Consider the following 23,340-nt stretch of genomic DNA (forward strand, 5'->3'; position numbering starts at 1 on the left):
TCTTTATTTCAGATAGTCTTCAAAATATTGAGAGATACGCTCATGAAGGTGCGTACTTTGATGGCCCCGCATGTTGTGAGGTTCGCCCGGGTACATGAAGAAGTCAGGCTGCGTGTCGTCCAGAATGCACTGATGGATGAACGACTTGGCATGCTGCGGCAAGACAACAGGGTCGTTTTCGCCGATGATGACTTGCAGTTTTCCCTTCAGGTTCTTGGCTTGTTTGATGAGACTGGTCTTGGCATAGCCTTCCGGATTGGTCTGCGGAGTGTCCATATAGCGTTCTCCGTACATGGCTTCATACCATTTCCAGTCGATGACCGGACCGCCGGCAACGCCCACCTTGAACACGTCGGGATGGTTGGTAATCAGCGAAATGGTCATGAAACCACCGAAACTCCAGCCGTGGACGCCCATCCTGTTTTGGTCGACGTAGGGCAATGACTTCAAGAAATCAACGCCTTTCATCTGGTCTTTCATCTCTTCCTGTCCCAATTGGCGGAATGTGGCTTGCTCGAAAGCCTTGCCCCGGTTTTCACTTCCCCTGTTGTCGAGAATGAAAAGCAGGTAACCTTTCTGCGCCATGTAGGTCTCCCATCCTCTGCTGCAATAGTTCCAGCGAGCGTCTACGTTGTGGGCATGGGGGCCACCGTAGACATATATGATGGTGGGATATTTCTTGTTGGGGTCGAAATTGACAGGTTTGACCATGCGATAATACAAGTCTGTCGTGCCGTCGGTAGCCTTGATGGTTCCACAACTGTACTCCGGCACCTGATAACCCTTCCATGGATTCTCCGCCGTGAAGTAGTCGGTGCGCCGTGCTTTGTCGACGTTGATGATTTCAATCTTGCGTGGAACGGTCGGCTCGGAATAGTTGTCGGCCAAGAACGAGCCGCTTGCGCTCAGCGAGGCGTTGTGCCATCCCTTGCCGTTGTCGAGCAGTTGCCGCTTGCCGTTGTCCACATTCACCATCCAAGTGTTTTTCTGGATGGGGCTGCATTCGTTGGAAGCATAGATGATGGCATGCTTTTTCGTGTTGAAACCAATGAAATCCATTACGATCCATGGGCCTGACGTGAGTTGCTTGAGCATCTTTCCCTGTGTATTCATCAGGTAGAAATGGTTGTAACCGTCCTTCTGACTCTGCATGACAAAGGCATTTGGATTCCATGGAAGGAAGGCGATGGGGTGCTGCGGCTCCACGTATTTCGCGTCGGTCTCGCGATAAAGTTCAGCCAACTTGTCACCGGTCTCCGCGTTGTAGCTCACCAGCCGGCAGTCGTTTTGGTCGCGATTCAGTTCAAACAGATAGACCGTCTTGCTGTCGGGACTCCATGCGGGGTTGGTGAAATAGCGGTCTGTGGGGTCGCCGGCTTTCAGATAGATGGTCTTTCCGGTCTTGATGTCGTAGACACCGATGGTCACTTGGTGGCTTGTTTCACCCGCCATGGGATATTTTTCGGGTGCGGCCTTGGCGCTTCGCGACTCTCCCGGCGCGGGAGTCCAGTCGTTTTCGGGGAAATCCACCAAGGGGTAGTCGTTCACCATCGACTGATCCATGCGGGTGAAAGCCAGCTTCATGCCGTCGGGCGACCAGAAAGTACCTTTGTGATAGCCAAATTCGTCACGGTGGACGCTGGTTCCGTACAATATGTTCCGTGACGCGTCGCGTGACAGCTGAATGTCGTTTTGTCCCTCGTTTTCCTTCGGTGTGCGGATAAAGAGGTTGTAGCCGCCCCATTCTACATAGGCCGTGTGGCGCGAAGTGGCGTTCCAGTCAGCCTTGTCTTCGTCGGCCATGCTTTGAGTGAATACGATTTTATGAGCCTTGAAGTCCACGAGCGTGCGTGTCGCGTTGGCCTCTATCATCACCAGCGGTTTGCCGCCATAGGGGAATCGTGCATGATAAAGGGTGCGCACGGCGGTGGCATCATGGCCGTTCATCCACTTGTTGATGTCTGCCAGTGTGAAAAGCGTCTTTTCCTTTCCGGTCGTTTTGTCGACGATACTACACTTGTCGATGTCCAGCCGCACCAGTTCGTCACCCCACCAGGTGAGCCATCTGTTCTTGGCGACCATCTTGTGGTAGTTCTTTCCGCCGAAATTCAAGTCTTCCAGCGTGAAAGTTTTGAGTTGTTGGGCCTGTGCCGACATGGCGACGATAATCGATACCAATATGATAAGAATCCTATTCCTCTTCATCGTTGAATCTCCTTTTCCCTCCGAATTTACCTGTATGTTTGCCACTCCTGTCAAAACGTTTGCCCCCATAGAAGCCACGGTCACCTTGCCGTGCGTCGCTTCTACCGCGTCTGTCATCGCCACGCCCCTTGAACTCTCCACGTCTGTCTCCAAACTCCTTGCGTCTGTCACCGAAGTCTCCACGTCTGTCGCTGAAGTCTCTGCGCCTGTCGCCATACTCTCTTCGTCTGTCAGACCCTAAGTCCAGTTCGTGGTGGTGGAAAGAGAACGACCGGATGTCGCCTTCCTCGTTCGATTCCTGTTCGTCGAGACGCTTCTTGAACTCTCGGTTCTTCTTGAAGCGGTGCTTCTCAGCCATCTCTCGCTTCTCCTCTTCCGTCTTTACGATGCCACCTTCTGACCTGAACTCTCTCATCTTGCCGTCGAACATGGCATACTTGCGAAATTCGCACTCCAGACTTCCATTGAATACGGGAATCTTGATGGAGGGTTTGAGTCCGATTTGGTCGAAGCATTCTTCACGAAAGCTCAGCACCCAGGCGTCGTTGCCCGAAAAATCGTGCTTCAGCCGTTCACCTATCATCTTGTAAGTACCTAACAGGTTGGGGGTGGAAATGCGTTCGCCGTAAGGTGGATTCGTTATCATGATGGCTTTCTCAGCCGGTTTTGTGAAATCCTTGAAATCCTGTTGTTCGACGGTGACGTACTTGGTCAGTCCAGCCGCCTTGACATTGAGGCGTGCCGTGTTGACTGCCTTCATGTCGATGTCATATCCGTAGATGTGATGTTGGAAGTCTTTTTCCTGTGAGTCGTCGTTGTAAATGCTGTCGAAAAGGTCTTGGTCGAAGTCCGTCCACTTCTCGAAGGCGAACTCCTTGCGGAACACGCCCGGGCTGATGTTGCGTGCGATGAGTGCGGCTTCCACCAGAAGTGTGCCCGATCCGCACATGGGGTCGATGAAATCGGTCTCCCCGTTCCAGCCCGTCATGAGAATCATGCCGGCCGCCAGCACCTCGTTGAGCGGCGCCTCGACGCTTTCCTGCCGATAGCCGCGGCGATGCAGACTCTCGCCACTGGAGTCCAAGCTCAATGTGGCGTCGTCTTCAGCCACGTGAATGTTCAGCCTAATATCGGGATTGCTCACGCTGATGTTCGGCCTTTCGCCCGTCTTTTCGCGGAATTGGTCAACAATGGCGTCTTTCACCTTGTAGGTGACGAAGCGGGAGTTGCGGAATTCCTCTGAATAGACCACCGAGTCGACCGAGAAAGTCTTACCTTTTTCTATATATTGGCTCCAGTCTATCTTCTTGACCTCTTCATACATGTCGTCGGCCGAACGAGCTTTGAAATGGGCAATAGGCTTGAGGATGCGGATGGCGGTGTGCAGTTGGAAGTTTGCCCGATACATCATTTCCTTGTTCCCCATGAACGATACCATACGTCTTCCAGCCCGTACATTGTTTGCACCCAGCTGGGTGAGCTCCTTGGCCAAGACCGTTTCCAGTCCCATGAACGTCTTGGCGATGAGTTCGAATTCCTGTTCCATTGTTGATTTTCAGTTTATCTATTTTTATCTTTACTTTCTTTTCTGTACTTCTTGGTCATCGGTTTCATGTCTTCCGTCACCCAAACGTTGGCCCCTACGACGCATCCTTCGCCCACGGTGACACGTCCCAGAATGGTGGCGTTGGCATAGATGACGACATTGTCCTTGATGATGGGGTGTCGGGGGATTCCTTTGATGGGGGTGCCGTCGTCGTCAAGCGGGAAATTCTTGGCCCCCAGCGTGACGCCCTGATACAACTTGACGTGATTGCCGATGACGCATGTGGCGCCAATCACCACGCCCGTGCCGTGGTCAATGGTGAAGTAGCGCCCAATCTGGGCCCCCGGATGAATGTCGATACCCGTCTCCGAGTGGGCCATCTCGGTCATCATGCGGGGGATGAGCGGCACCTTCTGCTCGTGGAGGGCGTGCGCCACCCGATAGTTGGTCAGCGCCTTTATCACCGGGTAGCACGAAATCACTTCTGCCTGGCTCACGGCTGCCGGGTCACCTTGGTAGGCCGCCTCTATGTCCGTGGCCAAAGTCTTTCTGATTTCTGGGAATTTCATGATGGCTTGGGCCGCCAACACCGCAGCCTTGTTGCTTCGGCGGTTCAGTTGTTTGCGGCTTTCCTTCTCGCATTCGTCGGCAAAGCAGAGGCCTGCCAATATCTGGTCGCTGAGCAAGGCATGGAGTTTCTCCAGTCTTACGCCGATGTGATATTGGATGGTGCTGAGGTTTACTTGGGAATTTCCGAAATATCCGGGGAGCAATATTGAACGTGACAGGTCTATAATAGCTTCAAGCGCCTTGCCCGAGGGGAGCGGATTCCCGTCGCGGTGCTGATGACACAGACCTTTTAGTGAATCCGGTTCCGACAAAGCTTCAACAGTGGCTTGCAGCTGATGAGTCAATTCAAGCTTACTCATGAGTGGTGTCTCAATATTTCGGTGCAAAGATAGTTAATTTTATTGATATCCAACATGGGCTTTTGGAAAAACATTGGAAAAAGAATATATCTCCAACTTGCTTTTGGCTTGTTCTTTTGGGTGATTTCGTTCGGTCGGGATGATTTGTCCTTATATAATTGGTGGCAATGCGTGGCAAAAACAATTTGCAAGGCACGTCCGAGGGTGATCATCATAATGCCATTCAGTCCAAATCTGTTCATTGGAACGAGCTGGAACACGATTTTTGTTTCGTCCATAACGCGATGACGCAACAGCTGTGAAGTGTGCCGGCCGACATGGAAAGGCGTGGCATGCCCTTACTCAATGCACCTCGTCTGTGCAGGAGAAGAAGGACGAGGGTTGGAGAAGGGGCTGGAGTCATTGTGACAGCGTGCCCAATCGGCGACGGCCGCCCGCAGATTGCGTTGCGCCACGTCGCTTTTCAGCGCTTCCGTCCGCGACTGTTCCACAGGCGTTATGGCTCTGACGTCGGCGAAGCCTGCGGCAAGTAGCCGTTCGCGATTCGACACCTGCCCGGCAAACAGGTACACAGGAACAGGTGGATGGCTGTTTAGGGCCTCCGACAACAGGATTTGAGGTAGCTTGCCCATGAGCGTCTGCGCGTCCGACGCGCCCTCTCCCGTCAGCACAAAGCGGGTGGCAGGAAGCAGACGGGACAGTCCCACAGCCTGCAAAAGCAACCGGGCGCCCGACCGACACGTGGCATTCAGGTATTGCATCATGGCATAGCCCAGTCCGCCGGCTGCTCCCGCACCCGCCTCCTGGCTGCGGTCGTAGCCGAAGTGACGTGCCGACACTTCCGCAAAACGGCAGGCACGCTCGTCGAGCACACGCACCATGGCGGCGTCGGCACCCTTTTGTGGGGCAAAAACCTGCGCCGCACCTCGCTCGCCACATAGTGGATTGGTCACGTCGGAGGCAAGCGTGAAGCTGCACTGACGAATGATGTCGATGTCGTCGAAGCGTCCAGAGGGAGCCAGCGCGTCAATCAAAGCCCGTATCATGCCGATTCCAGCGTCGCTCGTGGCGGTTCCTCCCAGGCCAATCACAAACTCCCGACATCCGTCGAGCATGGCTCTGGCCATGATTTCGCCCGTTCCGTAGCTCGTAGCCCGCATGGGGTTGCGTTCTTCCGACTGCAACAAGGCCAGGCCCGAAGCCTGTGCCACCTCGATGACGGCCGTGTCACCCTGTCGCAGATAGTGGGCTGTGATGCGCCGCATCATCGGGTCGTGCGTCGCGACGGGGATGAGCTGTCCGCCCACGGCACGCCGATAAGCCGTCAGCCAGCCTTCGCCACCGTCGCTGAGCGGCAGGGATATGAAGTCGTCGTTGGGAAAATACGGTCGAAGAGCGGACAAGGCGGCCGCATTGGCCTCGTCGGAAGTCATGCAGCCTTTGAAGGAATCGAAAGCAAGGATGATGTTCATGTAAGTGACAATAGGCAAACGCAGGCTACTGAAGCCTGCGTTCATGATTTCATTTCAACATGAAAAGTATAGAAAGCGCCATTACGCTTTGGCTTCCTCTTGCTTTTTGCCGCCCGGCAGAATCAGGTTGAGCACCACGCCGACAATCGCCGACAAGCCGATACCGGAGATGGCGAAGCTGCCCGAAGACAGAACGGCGCCACCCAGGCCCATCGTCAGCATGACCGACATGATGATGACATTGCGCGTGCGCCCCATGTCCACGCCATGGTGCATGAGGTTCTGAACGCCCACGCTGGCTATCGTACCGAACAACAACAGCATGATGCCACCCAGAACAGACTGCGGAATGGACTGCAACACGGCACTGAACTTCCCGACAACGGAGAAAACCAACGCCGTTGCGGCCGCAATGCGGATGACGGCAGGGCTTGTCACCTTGGTGATCGACATGGCACCCGTCACTTCCGAATAGGTTGTTTCGGGAGGACCGCCCAGAAATGCGGAAGCCAGACAGGCCAGACCGTCGCCCAACATGGTGCGGTGCAGGCCCGGTTCCTTCACGAAATCCTTGCCGGCGACCTCACTTACCACGTAGACATCACCGATATGCTCCAGCACCGGCGCGATGGCCACGGGTATCATGTAGAGGAACGGTGCCCATTCGAAATGCGTTATCGTGGCAAAAGATACGGGGAAATGAATCCAGTCAGCCGAAACGACACCCGAGAAGTCGACTTTTCCCAATAAGATGGCTGCCACATAGCCCACGGTCACGCCCGCGATGATGGGCACCAACTTGAACAATCCCTTGCCGAAAGTCAACACCAGGATGGCCGTCAGCAGCGAAAGAAAAGCCAAAGGCCAGTCGGTTTTGGCCATATCGACCGCACTCCCCGACAGCGAAAGACCGATGAGGATAATCACCGGACCGATGACAATGGGTGGAAAAACTTTGTCGAGAAACTTTTTTCCCTGCCATCTGACAAGCGCGCTCATGACGAAATAGACGAGCGAAACGCCGGTAAGTCCGGCCAATGCGCCAGGTAGTCCCCACTGTTTGGAGGCTTCGATGATGGGCGCGATGAAGGCGAATGAACTTCCAAGGAAGATGGGTACCTTGCCCTTGGTGACGAAATGGAAGATGAATGTGCCCAGGCCTGCGGTGAACAGCGCCGTGGCGGGGTCGATACCGATGAGCAACGGCACCAGCACCGTAGCCCCGAAGGCCACGAAGAGGAACTGAATGCCCACGACGGTCTTGCGACCCGCTGAAAGATTTTCAGTCATTTGAAATGTATAAAGATTGGTTTAATGGAATGACAAGCTGTGGAATGAAGCTGTAAAAGCGTTACAATCCGAATTTATAGCCTACGGTCAATTGAAAGACGCTGGTGCGACTTGCGGGCATTTGGCCTTTCTCCCCGCCCTTGGAATAAAGGTTGACGACGCCCAAGAGATAGCGCATGTCGACCACCAGCCCGTTCGGGAAGTCATAGGAAAGGCCCAATGGAACGGCTGCGTCCACCTTGTGAACCTTTGCCGTGCCTGCCACCGCCGCTGTCAGATAGCCTTCTTTCGACTCTATGTCAACGTCACAGCGCGCCTTATCCTTCACATTGTAGGCCGGTTGCACGCCGGCTTTCAGCGCCAGGCCCTTGTACACGTAGCAGTTGAGCAGAATCGGGAGGCTGATATAGCTCGTTTCCACGCTCAGTTGCTTGGCCACACCCAGTTTGAGGCGCTCTTCCCCACCGCCCGGCAAGGGCACATCACCCAGCGGAACGTTGTCGTATCTCACCCCTTGCTGGCTATAATAAGCGCCCAAGGATATGCCCAGTCGCGAATTGAACTGATATTGTGCCTCTACACCGCCGACCAACCCGGACTTGTTTGCCATTGCAGTCGTCCCAAAAACATGGCTTGAGAAAGAAGTGCCATCGTGTAGTGTCGGTTCCCCATCAAGCTTTTTATTTATAGCGACAATCACATAGAACGGCGGTTCCTTGGTGGGCTTGGAAACATTCAGACCGATTTTAGGCGTTATCGACCAGGTTTTGGGCTTCTGCTGCGCCCACCCCACGAGGCTGCAAAGCAACATTGACATGACTACAAACTTTTTCATAAGGAATTGTTTTATTAAAATTTGTACAAATATATGGCTTTTTGACCACACCATCAAGAGATTCCTATAGTTTTTATCACGCAGCGAACGCATTTCACTTTCTATATTTATGGCGTCAACGAGCAACGACGACAGGGCGATAGTGGTCTTTTCCAAATTTCATCGGCTGTATTTTCACCACTTTTAGCACTGCTTTACGCTATGCTCAAGTTGCTGATAACAAATAATTTATGAACAACATGAATGTTCCTGTAATCCACTTTTTTTCGTCATGACCCCAAACCGAATGATGTTTGTCCTATCTTTGTAGAAGAAAAGGCCACCATACCATCGGGAACCATCCATCATTTGACACTTAATTTAAATTCTAATATATGATGAAAAGGAAGAAATTGTTATTGCTTATGTCTTTCCTGTTGTCGACAATAGTTGCCGTTGCCCAGGACTTGCACGTTTCCGGTACCATTCAAGATACGCGGGGCGAGGCCCTCATCGGCGCGACTGTCATGATGAAAGGCACCACCAAAGGCACGGTTACGGATGTAGACGGACGCTATTCGATAGATGTGCCGAGAGGATCGACGCTCGTCATATCCTACGTTGGGGCACAACCCAAGGAAGTGACGGTCACAAGGACGCAGTTGGATGTCGTCATTGACGTCGGCAACCAGGTGCTCGACGAGGTTGTCGTCACCGCACTCGGAATCAAACGCGAAGAGAAGGCGTTGGGATACTCCGTTCAGAAGCTGTCGAGCGACATGGTACAGAAGGTCGGCGGCATTGATGTGACCACCTCGCTGACAGGCAAGGTGTCGGGCATGCTGGTGAGTAACTCTACGGAGTTTGCCGCCGCGCCGACGATAACGCTGCGCGGTGAGGCGCCACTGATTGTGATTGACGGCGTGCCCTACGCCAATATGACCATGCGCGACATCGCCGCCGAAGACATTGAGACCATCAGCGTGCTGAAAGGAGCCTCGGCTTCGGCCCTCTATGGCTATCGGGGCGCGAGCGGCGCGGTCATGATTACGACGAAGAAAGGCCGGGAAGGCAAAGGCGGCGTTCAGGTTTCTCTCAACTCAAGCACGATGTTGTCGGCCGGTTTCGTGGCCATTCCCGAGAAGCAAAGCCAATACGGACGCGGCAAGAACAATGTCTATGACATGAATTCCGACCAGTCGTGGGGCGCCCCGCTCGATGGAACTGTCCGCAACCAGTGGGATCCTATAGCTAAGGAATACCGCGAATATCCCTATACGGCGGTGGGAAAAGACAATTTCCGCAACTTTTTGCAGCAAGGCGTCATCACCAACAACACGCTGTCGCTCGACTATCACACGAAGAACGCTTCACTCCGCTCGTCCGTCAATTGGACTTACAACAGGGGACAATACCCCAACAGCACTTTCAACAAATACGGATATACGCTCAGCGGCGACATCCAACTGGGCAAATTCACGTTCAGTTCCAACATGGCTTACCACAAACAAAGCTCTCCAAACATAGGTTTCAACGGCTATACGAACTACGATCCGATGTACACCTTATTGATATGGACTGCTGCCGACTATGACATCCGCGACTATAAAGGCAACTATTGGATGGTGCCGGGCGTGTCGCAGAACTTCACTTACAAGTCGACACACAACAATCCGTACTACGACCGCAACCAGCGCGTTCGCTCTTCAGACCGCGACATATTCAACGCTTCGGTGGCATTAGGTTATGAATTGACTGACTGGTTGAAAGTGACACTGAGGTCGGGACTTGACTTTTATCTCGACAGACAGCAGATAAAGGTGGCCCAAGGCTCGTATGTCTCGACGGGAAACACGGGCGTTGCCGGCGGCGCGACATGGATAGGACAGAAGACCGGTGCCTTTGCGACAGGACGACAGTCGGGCTACAGCATGAATACAGACCTGATGTTGAACGCGACAAAGACGTTCGGCGACTTCTCGGTAGAAGCCCTTTTCGGTGGAACCGTCTATTATACGCAGGATGAAAACATCTATGGCAACACCGTCGGAGGTATCTCCGTGCCGCAGTTCTTCTCGCTGAAAGCCTCGGTCGAAAAGGCGAATGTCGGCTCCACGATACAGAAGATGCAGGTGAACTCACTCTACGGACGGATAGGCGGCTCGTGGCGAAGGCTGATCTACGCCGATGCAACCTTCCGAAACGACTGGTCTTCCACGTTGCCTTCCACGGACAATGCCTATTTCTATCCGTCACTGGCGGGCAGTTTTGTCATCTCCGAGCTGCTGCCCGAGCCCTCCAAAGACTGGCTCGACTTGTGGAAAGTGAGGAGTTCGTGGACTGTTTCCAAGACACCTCCGGCCATATATGCCACCAATACGAACTATACGGTCACCAATGCGGCATGGGGTACGCTCTCTTCCGCGGCCATGCCACTCAAGCTGACGGTAGGAGAAGTGAATCCAGCGTCGTCTTCTACGTGGGAGATGGGTACGCAAGCCATCTTCTTCAAGAACCGTTTAAGCGTGGACATCACCTACTATCGCAAGCTCATGTATGACGCCTTGGTGTCGGGTTCGCTCTCCTCTGCTTCCGGTTTCACGGGGAATTACGTCAATTCAGATGAGGAAATCGTGCGCAGAGGTTGGGAAGTGACCATCAGCGGCACACCTGTCCGCACCTCGGAGTGGCGCTGGGACGTGGCCGTCAATTGGTCGAAGTATGCCCGTTACTACCATAAAATCGACCCGGTGTATTCCTCCGACAATCCATGGGTGAAGAAAGGAGAGCGTGTCGACGTGTTCCTGGTGAAGGATTACGCCCGTGATCCCGACGGAAATCAAATCTACAGCAACGGCCGCGTGCAGTTCAATCCATTCCTTTCGGTGTATGGTCACAGCGATCCCGATTGGATTTGGGGACTGAGCACGCTGGTTTCCTACAAGAATTGGACGCTGAGCGCCTCGCTCGACGGGCGTGTCGGCGGCATGATCAGTTCGATGACCAACAGTTATCTGTGGACTTCGGGGTCCCACCCAGGCACGCTTACCGCCGAAAGAGCGGCCGACGCGGCCACGCCAGGCTCCAAGAACTTCCTCGGACAAGGCGTGAAGGTGGTGTCGGGAAGCGTGAAATACGACAAATACGGCACCGTGTTGTCCGACGACCGTGTGTATGCCGCCAACGATGTCTACACGACCTACAGCCAATATGCCCAGGACATGCACACCGGCATTGCGTGGGGTGGCAACAGCAGGCCCGCCGACAGCTTCTCGGGCACCTTCTTCAAGTTGCGCGAATTGTCACTTGCCTACACGCTTCCGACGCATTTCACCAGGCGCTGGGCCAAGTCGGCTTCGCTGGCGTTGGTGGGTCAGAACCTGCTGATGTGGGCAAAAGACTTCAAGTATTCGGATCCCGATGGCGGAACGGAGAACTTCAACGACCCTTCGGTGCGCTATATCGGACTCAATGTCAAAGTAACATTCTAATCCTTTTCCTAATTTGAACGGCTATGAACAAAAAGATAATCACCTTGTTTTTAGGCAGTCTTGCCATGGCGGCCATCCTGTCGTGCGACGACAACTTCGAGGAATACAACACAAATCCCGACACCACCACCTCCGTCACGCCCGAAATGCTGGCTACGGGGGCGTTGAAAAGTTCCATGTTGCTGGGCGGTGACGGCAAGGCCTACATCGGATACAACGCCCTTCCCAAGTATGTTGCCTACATAAAGGAAGGCGCCTACGACCCACAATACAATCTGATAGGCGCTTGTACCTTCGCTTCCTACCACTCAATCCCCAACATGGAACAGATGGTGGAGTACGCGAAAGGCGGCGACTATGAGGATTCGTTCCGCGGACTGGCCCTCTTTCTGAAGGCATTCAACGGCTACCGGCTCACGATGATGACCGGCGACGTGCCTTATTCCGACGCCGGTCAGGGGAAGAAAGGCAACACGAAGCCGAAGTACGACGCCCAGTCAGACGTGTTCGCGGCCGTCTTGGAAGACCTGAAAACGGCCGAAGAGCACTTTGCGAAAGGGCGCGACTTCAGCGGAGACTTCATCTATGGCGGCAAGGTTGCCAAATGGCGGAAGGCCGCCGCCGTGCTGCAGCTCAAGGTGTTGATGTCCTTGGGCGAGAAGATCACTTCGGAACAGAAAGCCCGGTTTGCGCAAATCGTTGCGGAAGGACATCTCTTCCAGGGCAACGGCGACAACATGAACGTGGTCTACACCACTGCTACGGGCACATGGCACCCGCTCTACAACCAGCCGTTGTTCGATCCGTGGACTGTCCTTTCTGACGTTGTCGTCGACGAATTCAAGCGTTTGGGCGACCGAAGACTCTTCTATTATGCCGAACCTTCGGCAGCTCTGACCGCGTCGGGAAAGGCCGACAACGACTTCGAAGCATACGCGGGAGCCGACCCCATGGCCGATTTCAACCAATTGAACCTGGACTATCTGGCCCAGAAATATTCGGTCATCAACAAGCGTTATCAAGCGGTGATGAACGGAGACCCGCTCTCCAGGCTCAGCTATGCCGAACAATGCTTCATCCTGGCCGAAGCCGTCATCAAGGGATGGGTCAGCGGCGACGCCGCGACCTATTACCGACAGGGCGTGGAAGCGGCCATGAAGATGGTTGCTGCCTATGACGAGAAGGCGACCTACTGCCACGGCATGCCCATCACCGACGACTATATCCGGACATATCTCGCAGGAACGGCCGCCTTCGCGTCCTCCTCTGCCGACCGACTCCGCCAGATATGGATGCAACGCTACTTGCTGAAATTCCTGCAAGACGGCTACGACGCCTATATGGAAATCAGACGGACAGGCTATCCCGTGCTGAAGGTGAACGCCGAAACGAGCCTCAACATCGACAACAAGGCGGCCCTGCCCGTTCGCTGGACTTATCCCGCGACCGAGATGCAGACCAACGCCGACCACGTCAAAGAGGCTCTTTCGCGCCAGTTCGCCAATGGTTACGACGGTATCAACGAACGCATGTGGCTACTTCAATAGGTTCGATTATAATCGTTGCTTCCACAAACGGCCGCATATCCATGGCCGTTGTGGAAGCATTTCACCAACTGTCAAACGGAAAACAATGACCCACACAATACGCAGAGCCATTGCCTTGCTACCCTTCCTCCTGCTCCTTGCGAGCTGTTCCACCCTCTTTGCGACAGGCAACGAAAAGACAAAAGACGCCCATCATCGCAATCAGGTAGCCGGACAGACGGCTTATCGCCTCGTATGGCACGACGAGTTCGACTACAACGGATTGCCCGATTCCACCCGGTGGAGCTTCGACACCCATGGAAACGAGTCGGGTTGGGGCAACAACGAACTGCAACATTATACGGCATCGCGCCTGAAAAACGCCTCCGTCAGCGACGGATTACTCCACATCACGGCCCATCTGGAAGACTATGGGAACAAGCGATACACTTCGGCCCGCCTCTTCACGAAGGGACATGGCCAATGGTTGTACGGCCGAATGGAGTGCAGAGCCAAGCTGCCTGCGGGCCGAGGAACGTGGCCGGCCTTCTGGATGATGCCCGCGGAAGACGCTTATGGCACGTGGCCGGCAAGCGGAGAGATCGACATTATGGAGAATGTGGGCTTCGATCCGTCCAACATCCTGGCCACAACCCACACCCAACGGTTCAACCACATCATTGGAAATTCAGTGAGCGGAACCATCTCCGTGCCCACTTGCAACACCGAGTTCCACGTTTATGCCATAGAGTGGGACGCACAGGAAATCAGGGGTTACGTCGACGGACGCCACTACTACACCTATGCCCGTCGTGAAAAGGGGTGGGAGGCGTGGCCCTTCGACCGACCTTTCTACATCATCCTCAACCTGGCGATAGGCGGAAACTGGGGTGGAAGGATGGGTGTGGACGACACCATCTTCCCCTGTTCCTACGTCATCGACTATGTGAGGGTCTATCAACAGATGTAGAAAACAGACGTAATACTTGATATTTTCCGGCGAATCGTTTATCTTTGTCATCAAAAGATAGCAAAGATGAAAAAGACAGCATGCACATTTCTCTTGCTGACGATGGCGCTTCAGGCGGCGGCCATGGGGTGGAATCAGCTGGACAGCCTCTACCGTTGCATTGACAACGCCATTGGCCGGTCGGCCGAATTCATCGCCGTCAGAGAGGCGAGAATCGGCAACCTGCGCGCAAAACTAAGCAAAGCCGCGGACGACCGGGGGCGTCTGGACTGCACGCTTCGGCTCTATGAAGAGTACAAATCCTATCAAAACGATTCCGCCGTCGCCTATCTGACAAACGCAATCTCGCTGGCCGTGTCGCTCAAAGATGGCGACATGGCCGACTGCTGCCGCTCGTTGCTCGCCTTCCAGTATTCTTCTTCGGGCATGTACACGGAGGCTTTCACAATGCTCGACGCCCAAAAAGCGAGCCGACTCCATGGAAAAGCCCGCTCACAGTATTACATTTCACCCACCCATCTGTATGGAGAGGTGGCCTATTACACCAGTCCGCCGAGCCTGCAACGCCGTTTCCAGGCCCGTGCCGACTCGTGCCGGCGCCGCTTGCTTCAAGTTCTCGGCCCCGAAGAGGACATCGCCCTGCAATATCGGGAGATGGAGTATTACAACAAGAAGAACTTCGCCAAGGCGCTCGAAATCAACAACCGACGCATGAAAGGCCTGCGCCCCGACGACCACCAATACGCCGTCGTGGCCTTCTACCGCTACCTGGACTACTATCTGGCCAAGGACACGCTCACCATGAAGTACTGGCTCACGCAGTCGGTGCTCAACGATGTCAGGAACGCGGTGATGGACCAAGGGGCTATGTGGGAGCTGACACACTTCCTGATAGACGGCGGTGACGTGGAACGGGCCTACCGCTACATCGGATTCGCCACGGATTGCGCCAACCGCTTCAACTCGCGCATGCGCAACTGGCAGATAACCTCCACGCTCGCACGCATCAACAAGGTCTACGAACAGCGGCAAAAGGAAACCAACACACGCCTCCAGGGACTTGTCGGGGGTATCAGTCTGCTGTCGTTGCTGCTGTTGGCCATGATTTTCTACAGCCATCGGCAGCACAAACAGCTGGCCGTCGCACAGAAACAGCTCAAGCAGAAAAACCACGAATTGATCGCTTCCAACGAACAACTGTCCGACGTTGTAAGGCAACTCAACAAGACGGTGAAACTGCTCGACGACTCCAACAAGGTGAAAGAGGAGTATGTCGGGCGGTCGCTCTACATGTGTTCGGTCTACATCGGCCGAATGGCTTCCTTCAGAAAGCAGGTCATCAAGCGCCTCAAAACCAGGCAATATGACACCCTCTATCAAGACACGAGGAAGCAGGATGATGACGAAAAGGAAGCGGAAGAGCTCTATCAGAACTTCGACTCGGCCTTTCTGCACCTCTATCCCAACTTCGTGGAAGAGTTCAACCGGCTGCTGCGCCCGGAAGAACGCCTGCCGTCGTCTTCCACCAACCTCACCACTCCTCTCCGCATCTTCGCGTTGATCCGCTTGGGAATCGACGACAGCGGCAAGATAGCGGAGTTCCTGCATTATTCCGTCAACACCATCTACAACTATCGGGCCCGAATCAAGAACGGCGCCTTGGGTGAACGGGAACTCTTTGAGGAGCAGGTGAAGAAGATAGGGATGGCGAAATGAGACGGCATTGACAAGCCTTGCCGACGCAACGGCATGTCACCGCCTTTCCCAAAGCAGCCCTTTCATCTTATCAAAGCTATGCTTTTGCGTTCCCAAAGCAGCCCTTTTGGCGGCTGAAAGCAACCTTATTGCAAGGTAAAAGCACTGCTTTGGGAAACCAACGGACATGCCATGTCAACTTGTACGCGAAAAAATGGAGAAAAGTCTCTCTGTTTCAAGGCCTTGCAAAGCCTTCAAAAGCATTCCCAAACCAAGCCGATGGTCGTCCATATCAGAACTGGAAGTAGATGAAAGGCTGGATTGTGGAGCTCTTGACCTGGATGACGACATAGATGACGGTTGTCAACAGCAACGCGTAGACCAGCAGGTTGCAGCGGCGCAGCACGCCTATCATCCGTTCCTGCCAGGCGTCGGGCAGGAAATGCGTGAGATAGCCAAAGGCCATGAAGGCCAGGACATACCTGTAGCCGCCCACGAACTGCGGCCAAAGTTCGGCATGGAAGTTGGTGAATATCTGGTGGATCATCGTCCAACCCGCCGCAAACGACGCATGACGGAAGAATATCCAAGTGAAACATACGAAGTGGAACGTCAGCAGAATGGCCAGCCATTTTCTGACACCACGCGACCGATAACGGCGGTCGTGGCGTAAAACTTCCTGACCGAAGTACTTGTGTGCCGCCAAGGCCAGGCCGTGCATGCCGCCCCAAGCCACGAAATTGAGGCTGGCCCCGTGCCAGAGGCCACCCAGAAGCATGGTGACGACAAGGTTGACGTACTGCCGCAGCTTGCCCTTGCGGTTGCCACCCAACGATATGTAGATGTAGTCGCGAATCCAACTGGACAGCGAGATGTGCCAACGGCGCCAGAAGTCGGTGATGCTCGTCGACCGGTAAGGCGCGTTGAAGTTGAGCGGGAAGTGGAATCCCAGCAAGAGCGCGATGCCGATGGCCATGTCGCTGTAGCCGCTGAAGTCGCAATAGATTTGCAGGGCGTAGCCGTAGACGCCCAAAAGGTTCTCCAATCCGCTGTAAAGTGTGGGATTGTCGAAGATGCGGTCTACGAAGTTGAGACTGATATAGTCGCTGATGACGGCCTTCTTGAACAGTCCGATGACGATGAAATAGACGCCACGGGCAAACATGTCGCGCGTGATGATGATGGGCTTGTCGATTTGTGGCGCGAAATCGGAGGCACGAACGATGGGTCCGGCCACCAGCTGGGGGAAGAACGACACGTAGAACGCGTAGTCCAAGAGGTGGGGCAACGGCTTCAGGGAGCCACGGTAGACGTCGATCGTGTAGCTCATGCTCTGGAAAGTGAAGAAGCTGATACCCACGGGGAGGAAGATGTCCCAGGGCTGGAAGTTGTGATCGATCATCTGACTGACCATGCCGGCGAAGAAGTTGGTGTACTTGAAATAGCCCAGCAGTCCCAGGTCGATGAGCAGGCTCAACGCCACGAGCCACTTGCGACGCCGTCGAAGCGACCGCACCAGGCTGTCGTCGGCGGCAGCCCGGTCGGCCAGAGCCTGGATGCGGCGGGCGATGAGGAAGTCGCTGACCGTGACGACAGCCAGCAGGAAGAAGTAGAAGCCGCTGCTCTTGTAGTAGAAATAGTAGGAAAAGAGCGTCACGAAGAGCAGCCGAGACCGCAGTTTGTGGCGCAGCAGCATATAGACGAACGAGAATCCGAGAAACAGAAAGAGGAAGAGACCGCTGGAAAATATCAACGGTTCCTTGGCGTTGTATGTCAGAAGATCGATGAGTCGCTGTATCATTGTTCCATTGCCTTGCGGCGTTTGTAATTTTTCAGTCCGGCCATAAACGAAGGAAACACCTTCCGGGCCACCAGTCTGCCGCCGCCGAAACTCAGATGCGTATAGTCTTTGTTGGCCATATTGCGGTCTACGAGCCTCTTCATGCTGCCCTCGCCGCCCATGGCCTTGTAGAAATTGAGGAATCCCACGTGGCAGTCGGCAGCCAGTTGCTCTTGCAGATTCACGAGATTCTTCACCTCCTTGAGCGTCGTTATGCCCTCGGCCGAACGCTGGTCGCGGTCGGGGACGCTCACCACGAGAATGCTGGCGTCGGGAAACGCGGCGTGGATATTGCCTATCGCCTTCTTCATTCCCTCGATATACACTTTCAGGATGGGCACGGTGTTGCCCTTGACAGCCTCGTTCAGTCCGTAATGGACGATGATGAGGTCGTAGGGGCGCAGGCGGGCGAAGTGGGCCAATGTATTGATTGGAATGCGGGCCAGCTGCGTGCCGGACGAACCGCGCATCGAGAAATTGTCGAGAACGACGCCCCTGTCTGACTCCAGGGCCATCCCGAAGAGCGTGGTGCGGGGCGACACACCCGTGAAACGATAGCTCACCGAAGCCATTTCGCCTTTCGTCTCGATCATCTGAACCTCCTCCGAAGCGTGAGTAGAGTGGTCGCGGGGAAGAGTGTTGCCCGCCACGACCCGAACGTCGATGGCCTCGGGGGTGCGCAGAAAGAGCTTGGCGCTCTGCCAACCGGCGACATGGGGCTGCAACCTGGAGCCTTTCGTCGTGACGCCGGCACCTTCGGAAGGCACGTAATAACGTTGGGCAATGCCCTGGCGGGCCGTTTCAAAGGGCTTCTTGACGACGGAATGCTCGGCAATGCCGCTGTAATGCTGGTTCACGGTGCGTCGGAACGCCGTCATGGGCGTCCCGCAGTCGACCCATCCCACGCCGGCACCGCCGAAACGGTTCTGAAACAATGCCCGCAAATCGCCCGTGAGGATGTCGCCTTCGATGAACGAGTCGCCGAAATAGGCGATGCGGACGGGGCGGTCGAGCGTCTTGACATGGGCCAACTGCGCGTAGAAATGGTCCATGCCTCCGCGTCTGCCGCCCGAAAAGTCGAGAATGGGTTCCACATCCTTGGGCCAGACCTCCTTGAACGCGACCTTCCTGCCGTGGCTCACGACAGCCACGACGGGCTTGGGGGCCTTTGGAGCAGGCACCACTTCCACGTCTTTCTCATAAATGTCGGGTAGTATCTGACTGAGCAGATTGACGTGTCGCAATTCGGTTCCGCCTATGCTGAGTGTCGGCAACTGGTGCATGAGCAGAAGAAAGAGCACCACCAATCCTGTCAAAGCGAAAGTCCTTGCAGACTGATTCATTGCAATCTTCTTTTTTGAAACGGCTGCAAAGTTAGCAAAAATAATGCAACCGCTTCAGCCTTCGGCTCATTTATTGGACTTTTCCTGCCATAAATTCACACAGGTCAAGCCGTTTGGAAAACGCTTCCCGACGACGACCAAGACATCGTTCGGCCGCTTACACCTTTTATATATATATGCCACGGTGGAATGGCGGGCTTGTTTTGCCCGGTTTTCGGAAAGTCCGCCGTCGTTTGCCGGGACGTTTACCCACGTTGGGCATTTGACACCTGTTTTGCTTTGGCGTTTGCCCACGTTGGGCATTTAACACCTGTTTTGCTTTGGCGTTTGCCCACGTTGGGCATTTAACATCTGTTTTGCTTTGACGTTTGCCCACGTTGGGCATTTAACACCTGTTTTGCTTTGACGTTTGCCCACGTTGGGCATTTAACATCTGTTTTGCTTTGACGTTTGCCCACGTTGAGCATTTAACATCTGTTTTGACGTGACGATTTCTCCCGCCGCGCATTCAACATCCGTTTTGACGTGACGTCTTCCGAGCCACGATTTTCCGTCTCTGCGAATGGCGTGAGCCGCAGGGGCGTGAGGGAAATGGCATTTCAACAAATCGCCAACCGACTTTACACGCTCTCTTATCCGGCATGGAGAAGAACCTGCCTTGAAATGATGGCAAGATTGTTGGAGAAGCGGCATTGTCCTTTTTCCATTTATAGCAAGACGCTTAGGCGGCATTGGACGGCGGAGGCGTGGAGGTCAGGCTGAAAAGACAAATCGCGGAGGGCCATGTTGTCCTCCGCGATTCGTCTATTGTCATTGAATGGTCGCCTTCTAAAGGGGCTTGTACTCCACGAAAGCTTCCATCGCCTCGTAGCAGGCCAGGCCAAGGTCGTCATACAGTTTGGCCGTACCTCGGTTGCGGTCTTCGGCGCGCTGCCAGAACAGGCGTTCGTCGTTGCCCAGGAACGGCGCGCTCTCCATCTGCGAGCTGTGCTTCAGGATGGAGTTGCGCTTTGCGCGAAGTTCTTCGGGACTCATCGGAACGCACATTTCGATGTTCTCGATTTCCCATTCGGCCCATGCGCCACGGTACATCCAGATGCGGCAGTCCTTCAACCACTCGGCACCGGCTTCCTTTTCGAGGTCGATGGCTGCGAACACGGCGTCGGTACACTTGCGGTGTGTGCCGTGGGGGTCGGCCAAGTCGCCGGCCACGAATATCTCGTGCGGCTTCACTTCCTGCAACAATGCACGTACAATCTCCACGTCCTTCTCGGTCATTGGCAGCTTCTCGATCTTTCCACTCTCGTAGAAGGGCAGGTCGAGGAAGTGCACATGGTCCAAAGGAATGTTGTTGTAGGTGCAGGCCGTGCGGGCTTCGCCGCGGCGGATGAGGCCTTTGATGGTTCTCACGGCCTGTGTATCCATGTCGCCTTCCTTCTTGGTGGCGAGGAAAGCCTTGATGTCTTGGTACATCTTCTTGATGACTTCGTCCTTGGAGTCCATGAAAAGTTGGTTGAAACCATTGACAAAGTGCATGAAACGAGTCACCTCCTCATCGCCGACGGCTATGTTTCCTGAGGTCTGGTAGGCCACGTGCAGGTCGTGTCCCTGGCTGACGAGCCGCTGGATGGTGCCTCCCATCGAGATGACATCATCGTCGGGATGCGGCGAGAACACGACGACACGCTTGGGGAACGGTTTCGCCCGCTCGGGACGATAGGTGTCGTCGGCGTTGGGTTTGCCGCCCGGCCATCCGGTGATGGTGTGCTGCAGGTCGTTGAAAATCTTGATGTTGGCGTTGTAGGCCGAGCCGTAGAGAGCCAGAAGTTCGCTCAGTCCGTTCTCGTTATAGTCCTTGTTGGTCAGCTTCAAGATGGGTTTCTTGGTCACTTGGCAAAGCCATGTGAGGGCTGCGCGGGTCAACTTGTCGGTCCAGTTGCAGCTGGCGACGAGCCACGGATGGATGATGCGCGTGAGCTTGCCTGCCGCCGAGAGGTCGATGACCACATGCGCGTCGTTGTGGGTTTGCAGGAAGCTGGCCGGAATGGCGTCGCTCATTTGCCCTTCGACGGTGGCCTTGATGATGTCGGCCTTCTCTTCGCCCCACGCCGTCAGATAGATCTTGCGTGCGGCGAGGATGTCCGAGATTCCCAGTGTGATGGAACACGGCGGAACGGGGTCTTGCAGTCCGAAGCTCATCGTCATTTCCTGGCGGCTGGTGGCGTCGATGAGGATGAGGCGGGCGGGCGAGGAGAGAGTGCTGCCCGGCTCGTTGGTGGCGATGTTGCCGATGCGGCCGATTCCAAGCAGCATGATGTCAATGCCGCCGAAGGTCTGGATGCGCTCTTCATAGAGGCGGCATTGCTCCTGAACGCAGTCTTGTGACACGGTTCCGTCAAGCGTATAGATGTTCTGCTCTGGGATGTCGATGTGGTCGAGGAAGCGTCTCCGCAGTTGCGAGATGGCACTGTACTGGCTGTCGGCTTTGAGTGGGAAATACTCGTAGGCGTTGAATACGATTACATTCTTGAAACTGATCTCCTTCTTTTCATAGCGTTGAATCAGTTCTTGGAAAATGGGAGTGACCGACTGGCCTGTTCCCAGGCCGAGCACGCAGTACTTTCCGAGTTGGCTTTTGGCCTTGATTTCGTTGCAGATGGCGTCGGCAATGCTGCGGGCGCCCTCTTCTACCTTGGGGAAAATGTCGGTGGGAACCTTCTCCATGCGTGTGATTTCAGAGCGTTCCACCGCTGTCTTGGGCGCATAGAAGGTCTCCGGAATCTTGTTTAAAACGATTTCCGAACTTAAATGAAGTCTCATTGATTTAATGTTTAATAAGTGTTGGGAATTGGGGGTGGGTTAGAGATTGTCCTTCTCTATATCTTTGAAGTATCTGTAGGTGCCGACTTTCAGCTCTTCGGCTGCCGCTTCGTCGGCCACGATGACGGCGTGCGGGTGCTGTTGCAGGGCGCTGATGGTCCAGGCTTGCGTCACGGGGCCTTCCACCGCAGCCTGCAAAGCGCGGGCTTTGTGGTGTCCGTTGACGAGAATCATGACTTCCTTGGCGGCCATCACGGTGCCGACGCCCACGGTGAGTGCGTGCTTGGGCACCTTGTTCACGTCGTTGTCGAAGAAGCGGCTGTTGGCGATGATGGTGTCGGTGGTCAATGTCTTGACGCGAGTGCGGGAGGTGAGCGACGAGAAAGGCTCGTTGAAGGCGATGTGGCCGTCGGGGCCGATGCCGCCGAGGAAGAGATCGACGCCTCCGGCCTCAACCATCATCTGCTCGTAATGGGCGCATTCGGCGTCCAGGTCGGCTGCGTTGCCGTTCAGTATATGGACGTTCTCTTTCGGACAGTCGATGTGGTCGAAAAGATTACGGGCCATGAACGAATGATAACTCTCAGGATGAGACTCCGGAAGGCCGACGTATTCATCCATGTTGAAGGTCAGAACATTTTTAAAACTTACCCGGCCTTGTTTGTAAGCCTCAACCAAGGCTTTGTACATGCCCTCTGGCGACGAGCCGGTCGGCAGGCCAAGAACAAACTTACGCTCAGGTGTTGGGTTGAATTCATTAATTCTTTTAATCACATGTTCGGCCGCCCACTTGGACAACCGGTCGTAATCTTTTTCAATAATTACTCTCATGGTGTCTTTTAATGAAGTTAGTATAATATGCTTAAGCCACAAAGGTAGCAAGATTATCATGAAAAGCAAAATAAATTTCAAATGATTAAGATTTTAAAAGCTGTCCTATGGACGATTGCAAAGTGAGCCTGTCAAAAAGCATTGACGGCTAATAAAAGCGGCACTTTTATTTTGTGATATGCCTCTTTTGGTGTATTTTTGTAACACAAAAAATATTGTTCCTCAAATCCGCAACTAAGCCCTTGAAGGTTCTTATTGCGTTTACACGTCCTCTCATTACTGAATTTGCAGATAATTTGAACTTGAAGCACCCACTTCTGCCTACAATATCCCCTTACCCCACAATGTGACTTGAGGCAATACACAATATCATTCCCATAAGTTGTAGGCACTATCCAAAATCAGTCTGGAAAACATCTGCGTAAGCATAATTACAGGTATAGATATTCAGCACATACCGCCTTGATGTCTTGATCCACTTGGCTGGTACAGAGATAAACCTGAAGACAAACGCTTTTATGCGACTTGTTACATTGAGTCCGAACTTCTTTACGTCAAGTCTTTGAAT

General features: G+C 54.3%; 14 protein-coding genes and 2 pseudogenes. 4 read left to right on the top strand and 12 right to left on the bottom strand.

Annotated features, from left to right (window positions below; translation table 11 throughout):
• Positions 1 to 3 precede the first annotated feature (3 nt).
• From K334_RS0105890 to K334_RS14420, 6 genes are all read right to left on the bottom strand, one after another.
• Positions 4 to 2,205, bottom strand: coding sequence for a S9 family peptidase (locus tag K334_RS0105890; RefSeq protein WP_027444660.1), 2,202 nt, complete (start codon positions 2,203 to 2,205; stop codon positions 4 to 6).
• On the bottom strand, positions 2,192 to 3,751 hold the full coding sequence (locus tag K334_RS0105895) for a THUMP domain-containing class I SAM-dependent RNA methyltransferase (protein WP_025881463.1): 1,560 nt from the start codon (positions 3,749 to 3,751) through the stop codon (positions 2,192 to 2,194). Before K334_RS0105895 ends, K334_RS0105890 begins: the two co-directional genes overlap by 14 nt.
• A gap of 14 nt (positions 3,752 to 3,765) precedes the next feature.
• Positions 3,766 to 4,680, bottom strand: a complete 915-nt coding sequence (gene epsC / locus K334_RS0105900) for a serine O-acetyltransferase EpsC (protein WP_027444661.1) — start codon at positions 4,678 to 4,680, stop codon at positions 3,766 to 3,768.
• Positions 4,681 to 5,018: 338 nt separating this feature from the next.
• Positions 5,019 to 6,152 (bottom strand): glycerate kinase, encoded by a 1,134-nt coding sequence (locus K334_RS13585; protein WP_025881466.1) that lies wholly within the window; start codon positions 6,150 to 6,152, stop codon positions 5,019 to 5,021.
• An 81-nt stretch (positions 6,153 to 6,233) separates the two neighbouring features.
• Positions 6,234 to 7,442 (bottom strand): uracil-xanthine permease family protein, encoded by a 1,209-nt coding sequence (locus tag K334_RS0105915; RefSeq protein ID WP_027444662.1) that lies wholly within the window; start codon positions 7,440 to 7,442, stop codon positions 6,234 to 6,236.
• A gap of 61 nt (positions 7,443 to 7,503) precedes the next feature.
• Positions 7,504 to 8,277: a porin family protein gene (locus tag K334_RS14420; protein ID WP_027444663.1), complete on the bottom strand. Its 774-nt coding sequence runs from the start codon at positions 8,275 to 8,277 to the stop codon at positions 7,504 to 7,506.
• A gap of 416 nt (positions 8,278 to 8,693) precedes the next feature.
• Here K334_RS14420 and K334_RS13590 point away from each other — a divergent pair, with 416 nt between their 5' ends.
• The 4 genes from K334_RS13590 to K334_RS0105940 all read left to right on the top strand — a co-directional run bounded on the left by K334_RS13590 (position 8,694) and on the right by K334_RS0105940 (position 15,959).
• The gene (locus K334_RS13590) at positions 8,694 to 11,747 is read left to right on the top strand and encodes a SusC/RagA family TonB-linked outer membrane protein (RefSeq protein ID WP_162173327.1); all 3,054 of its coding nucleotides are present in this window, start codon (positions 8,694 to 8,696) and stop codon (positions 11,745 to 11,747) included.
• Positions 11,748 to 11,770: 23 nt separating this feature from the next.
• Positions 11,771 to 13,294: a SusD/RagB family nutrient-binding outer membrane lipoprotein gene (locus tag K334_RS0105930; protein ID WP_025881470.1), complete on the top strand. Its 1,524-nt coding sequence runs from the start codon at positions 11,771 to 11,773 to the stop codon at positions 13,292 to 13,294.
• Between the two features lie 85 nt (positions 13,295 to 13,379).
• Positions 13,380 to 14,243 carry a glycoside hydrolase family 16 protein gene (locus tag K334_RS0105935; protein WP_025881471.1) on the top strand — a complete coding sequence of 288 codons (864 nt, stop codon included), beginning with the start codon at positions 13,380 to 13,382 and terminating at the stop codon, positions 14,241 to 14,243.
• Between the two features lie 66 nt (positions 14,244 to 14,309).
• The gene (locus K334_RS0105940) at positions 14,310 to 15,959 is read left to right on the top strand and encodes a SusR-related protein (RefSeq protein ID WP_027444666.1); all 1,650 of its coding nucleotides are present in this window, start codon (positions 14,310 to 14,312) and stop codon (positions 15,957 to 15,959) included.
• 271 nt (positions 15,960 to 16,230) lie between these two features.
• Here the strand turns inward: K334_RS0105940 and K334_RS0105950 are convergent, their stop codons facing one another.
• From K334_RS0105950 to K334_RS14785, 6 genes and pseudogenes are all read right to left on the bottom strand, one after another.
• Entirely contained in the window at positions 16,231 to 17,739 is a 1,509-nt protein-coding gene (locus tag K334_RS0105950; protein WP_027444667.1) for an MBOAT family O-acyltransferase, read from the bottom strand.
• The gene (locus K334_RS0105955; protein ID WP_027444668.1) at positions 17,736 to 19,121 is read right to left on the bottom strand and encodes an SGNH/GDSL hydrolase family protein; all 1,386 of its coding nucleotides are present in this window, start codon (positions 19,119 to 19,121) and stop codon (positions 17,736 to 17,738) included. The genes K334_RS0105950 and K334_RS0105955 overlap by 4 nt, the downstream gene beginning before the upstream one ends.
• Before the next feature lie 828 nt (positions 19,122 to 19,949).
• Positions 19,950 to 21,941, bottom strand: a complete 1,992-nt coding sequence (locus K334_RS0105960; RefSeq protein WP_027444669.1) for a glucosamine-6-phosphate deaminase — start codon at positions 21,939 to 21,941, stop codon at positions 19,950 to 19,952.
• Between the two features lie 39 nt (positions 21,942 to 21,980).
• Positions 21,981 to 22,772, bottom strand: coding sequence for a glucosamine-6-phosphate deaminase (gene nagB, locus K334_RS0105965; RefSeq protein ID WP_025881472.1), 792 nt, complete (start codon positions 22,770 to 22,772; stop codon positions 21,981 to 21,983).
• 166 nt (positions 22,773 to 22,938) lie between these two features.
• A pseudogene (locus K334_RS15250) lies at positions 22,939 to 23,151 on the bottom strand (hypothetical protein).
• 12 nt (positions 23,152 to 23,163) lie between these two features.
• Positions 23,164 to 23,340, bottom strand: a pseudogene (locus tag K334_RS14785) (IS1380 family transposase); the annotation flags it as partial.

The organism is Segatella baroniae DSM 16972 = JCM 13447 (assembly GCF_000426585.1).
GTDB lineage: Bacteria > Bacteroidota > Bacteroidia > Bacteroidales > Bacteroidaceae > Prevotella > Prevotella baroniae.

Bases quoted from the DNA above. Each gene is read 5' to 3' on its own strand.
- K334_RS0105890 (WP_027444660.1), bottom strand. From the start codon at position 2,205: ATGAAGAGGAATAGGATTCTTATCATATTGGTATCGATTATCGTCGCC.
- K334_RS0105895 (WP_025881463.1), bottom strand. From the start codon at position 3,751: ATGGAACAGGAATTCGAACTCATCGCCAAGACGTTCATGGGACTGGAA.
- epsC (WP_027444661.1), bottom strand. From the start codon at position 4,680: ATGAGTAAGCTTGAATTGACTCATCAGCTGCAAGCCACTGTTGAAGCT.
- K334_RS13585 (WP_025881466.1), bottom strand. From the start codon at position 6,152: ATGAACATCATCCTTGCTTTCGATTCCTTCAAAGGCTGCATGACTTCC.
- K334_RS0105915 (WP_027444662.1), bottom strand. From the start codon at position 7,442: ATGACTGAAAATCTTTCAGCGGGTCGCAAGACCGTCGTGGGCATTCAG.
- K334_RS14420 (WP_027444663.1), bottom strand. From the start codon at position 8,277: ATGAAAAAGTTTGTAGTCATGTCAATGTTGCTTTGCAGCCTCGTGGGG.
- K334_RS0105930 (WP_025881470.1), top strand. From the start codon at position 11,771: ATGAACAAAAAGATAATCACCTTGTTTTTAGGCAGTCTTGCCATGGCG.
- K334_RS0105935 (WP_025881471.1), top strand. From the start codon at position 13,380: ATGACCCACACAATACGCAGAGCCATTGCCTTGCTACCCTTCCTCCTG.
- K334_RS0105940 (WP_027444666.1), top strand. From the start codon at position 14,310: ATGAAAAAGACAGCATGCACATTTCTCTTGCTGACGATGGCGCTTCAG.
- K334_RS0105950 (WP_027444667.1), bottom strand. From the start codon at position 17,739: ATGATACAGCGACTCATCGATCTTCTGACATACAACGCCAAGGAACCG.
- K334_RS0105955 (WP_027444668.1), bottom strand. From the start codon at position 19,121: ATGAATCAGTCTGCAAGGACTTTCGCTTTGACAGGATTGGTGGTGCTC.
- K334_RS0105960 (WP_027444669.1), bottom strand. From the start codon at position 21,941: ATGAGACTTCATTTAAGTTCGGAAATCGTTTTAAACAAGATTCCGGAG.
- nagB (WP_025881472.1), bottom strand. From the start codon at position 22,772: ATGAGAGTAATTATTGAAAAAGATTACGACCGGTTGTCCAAGTGGGCG.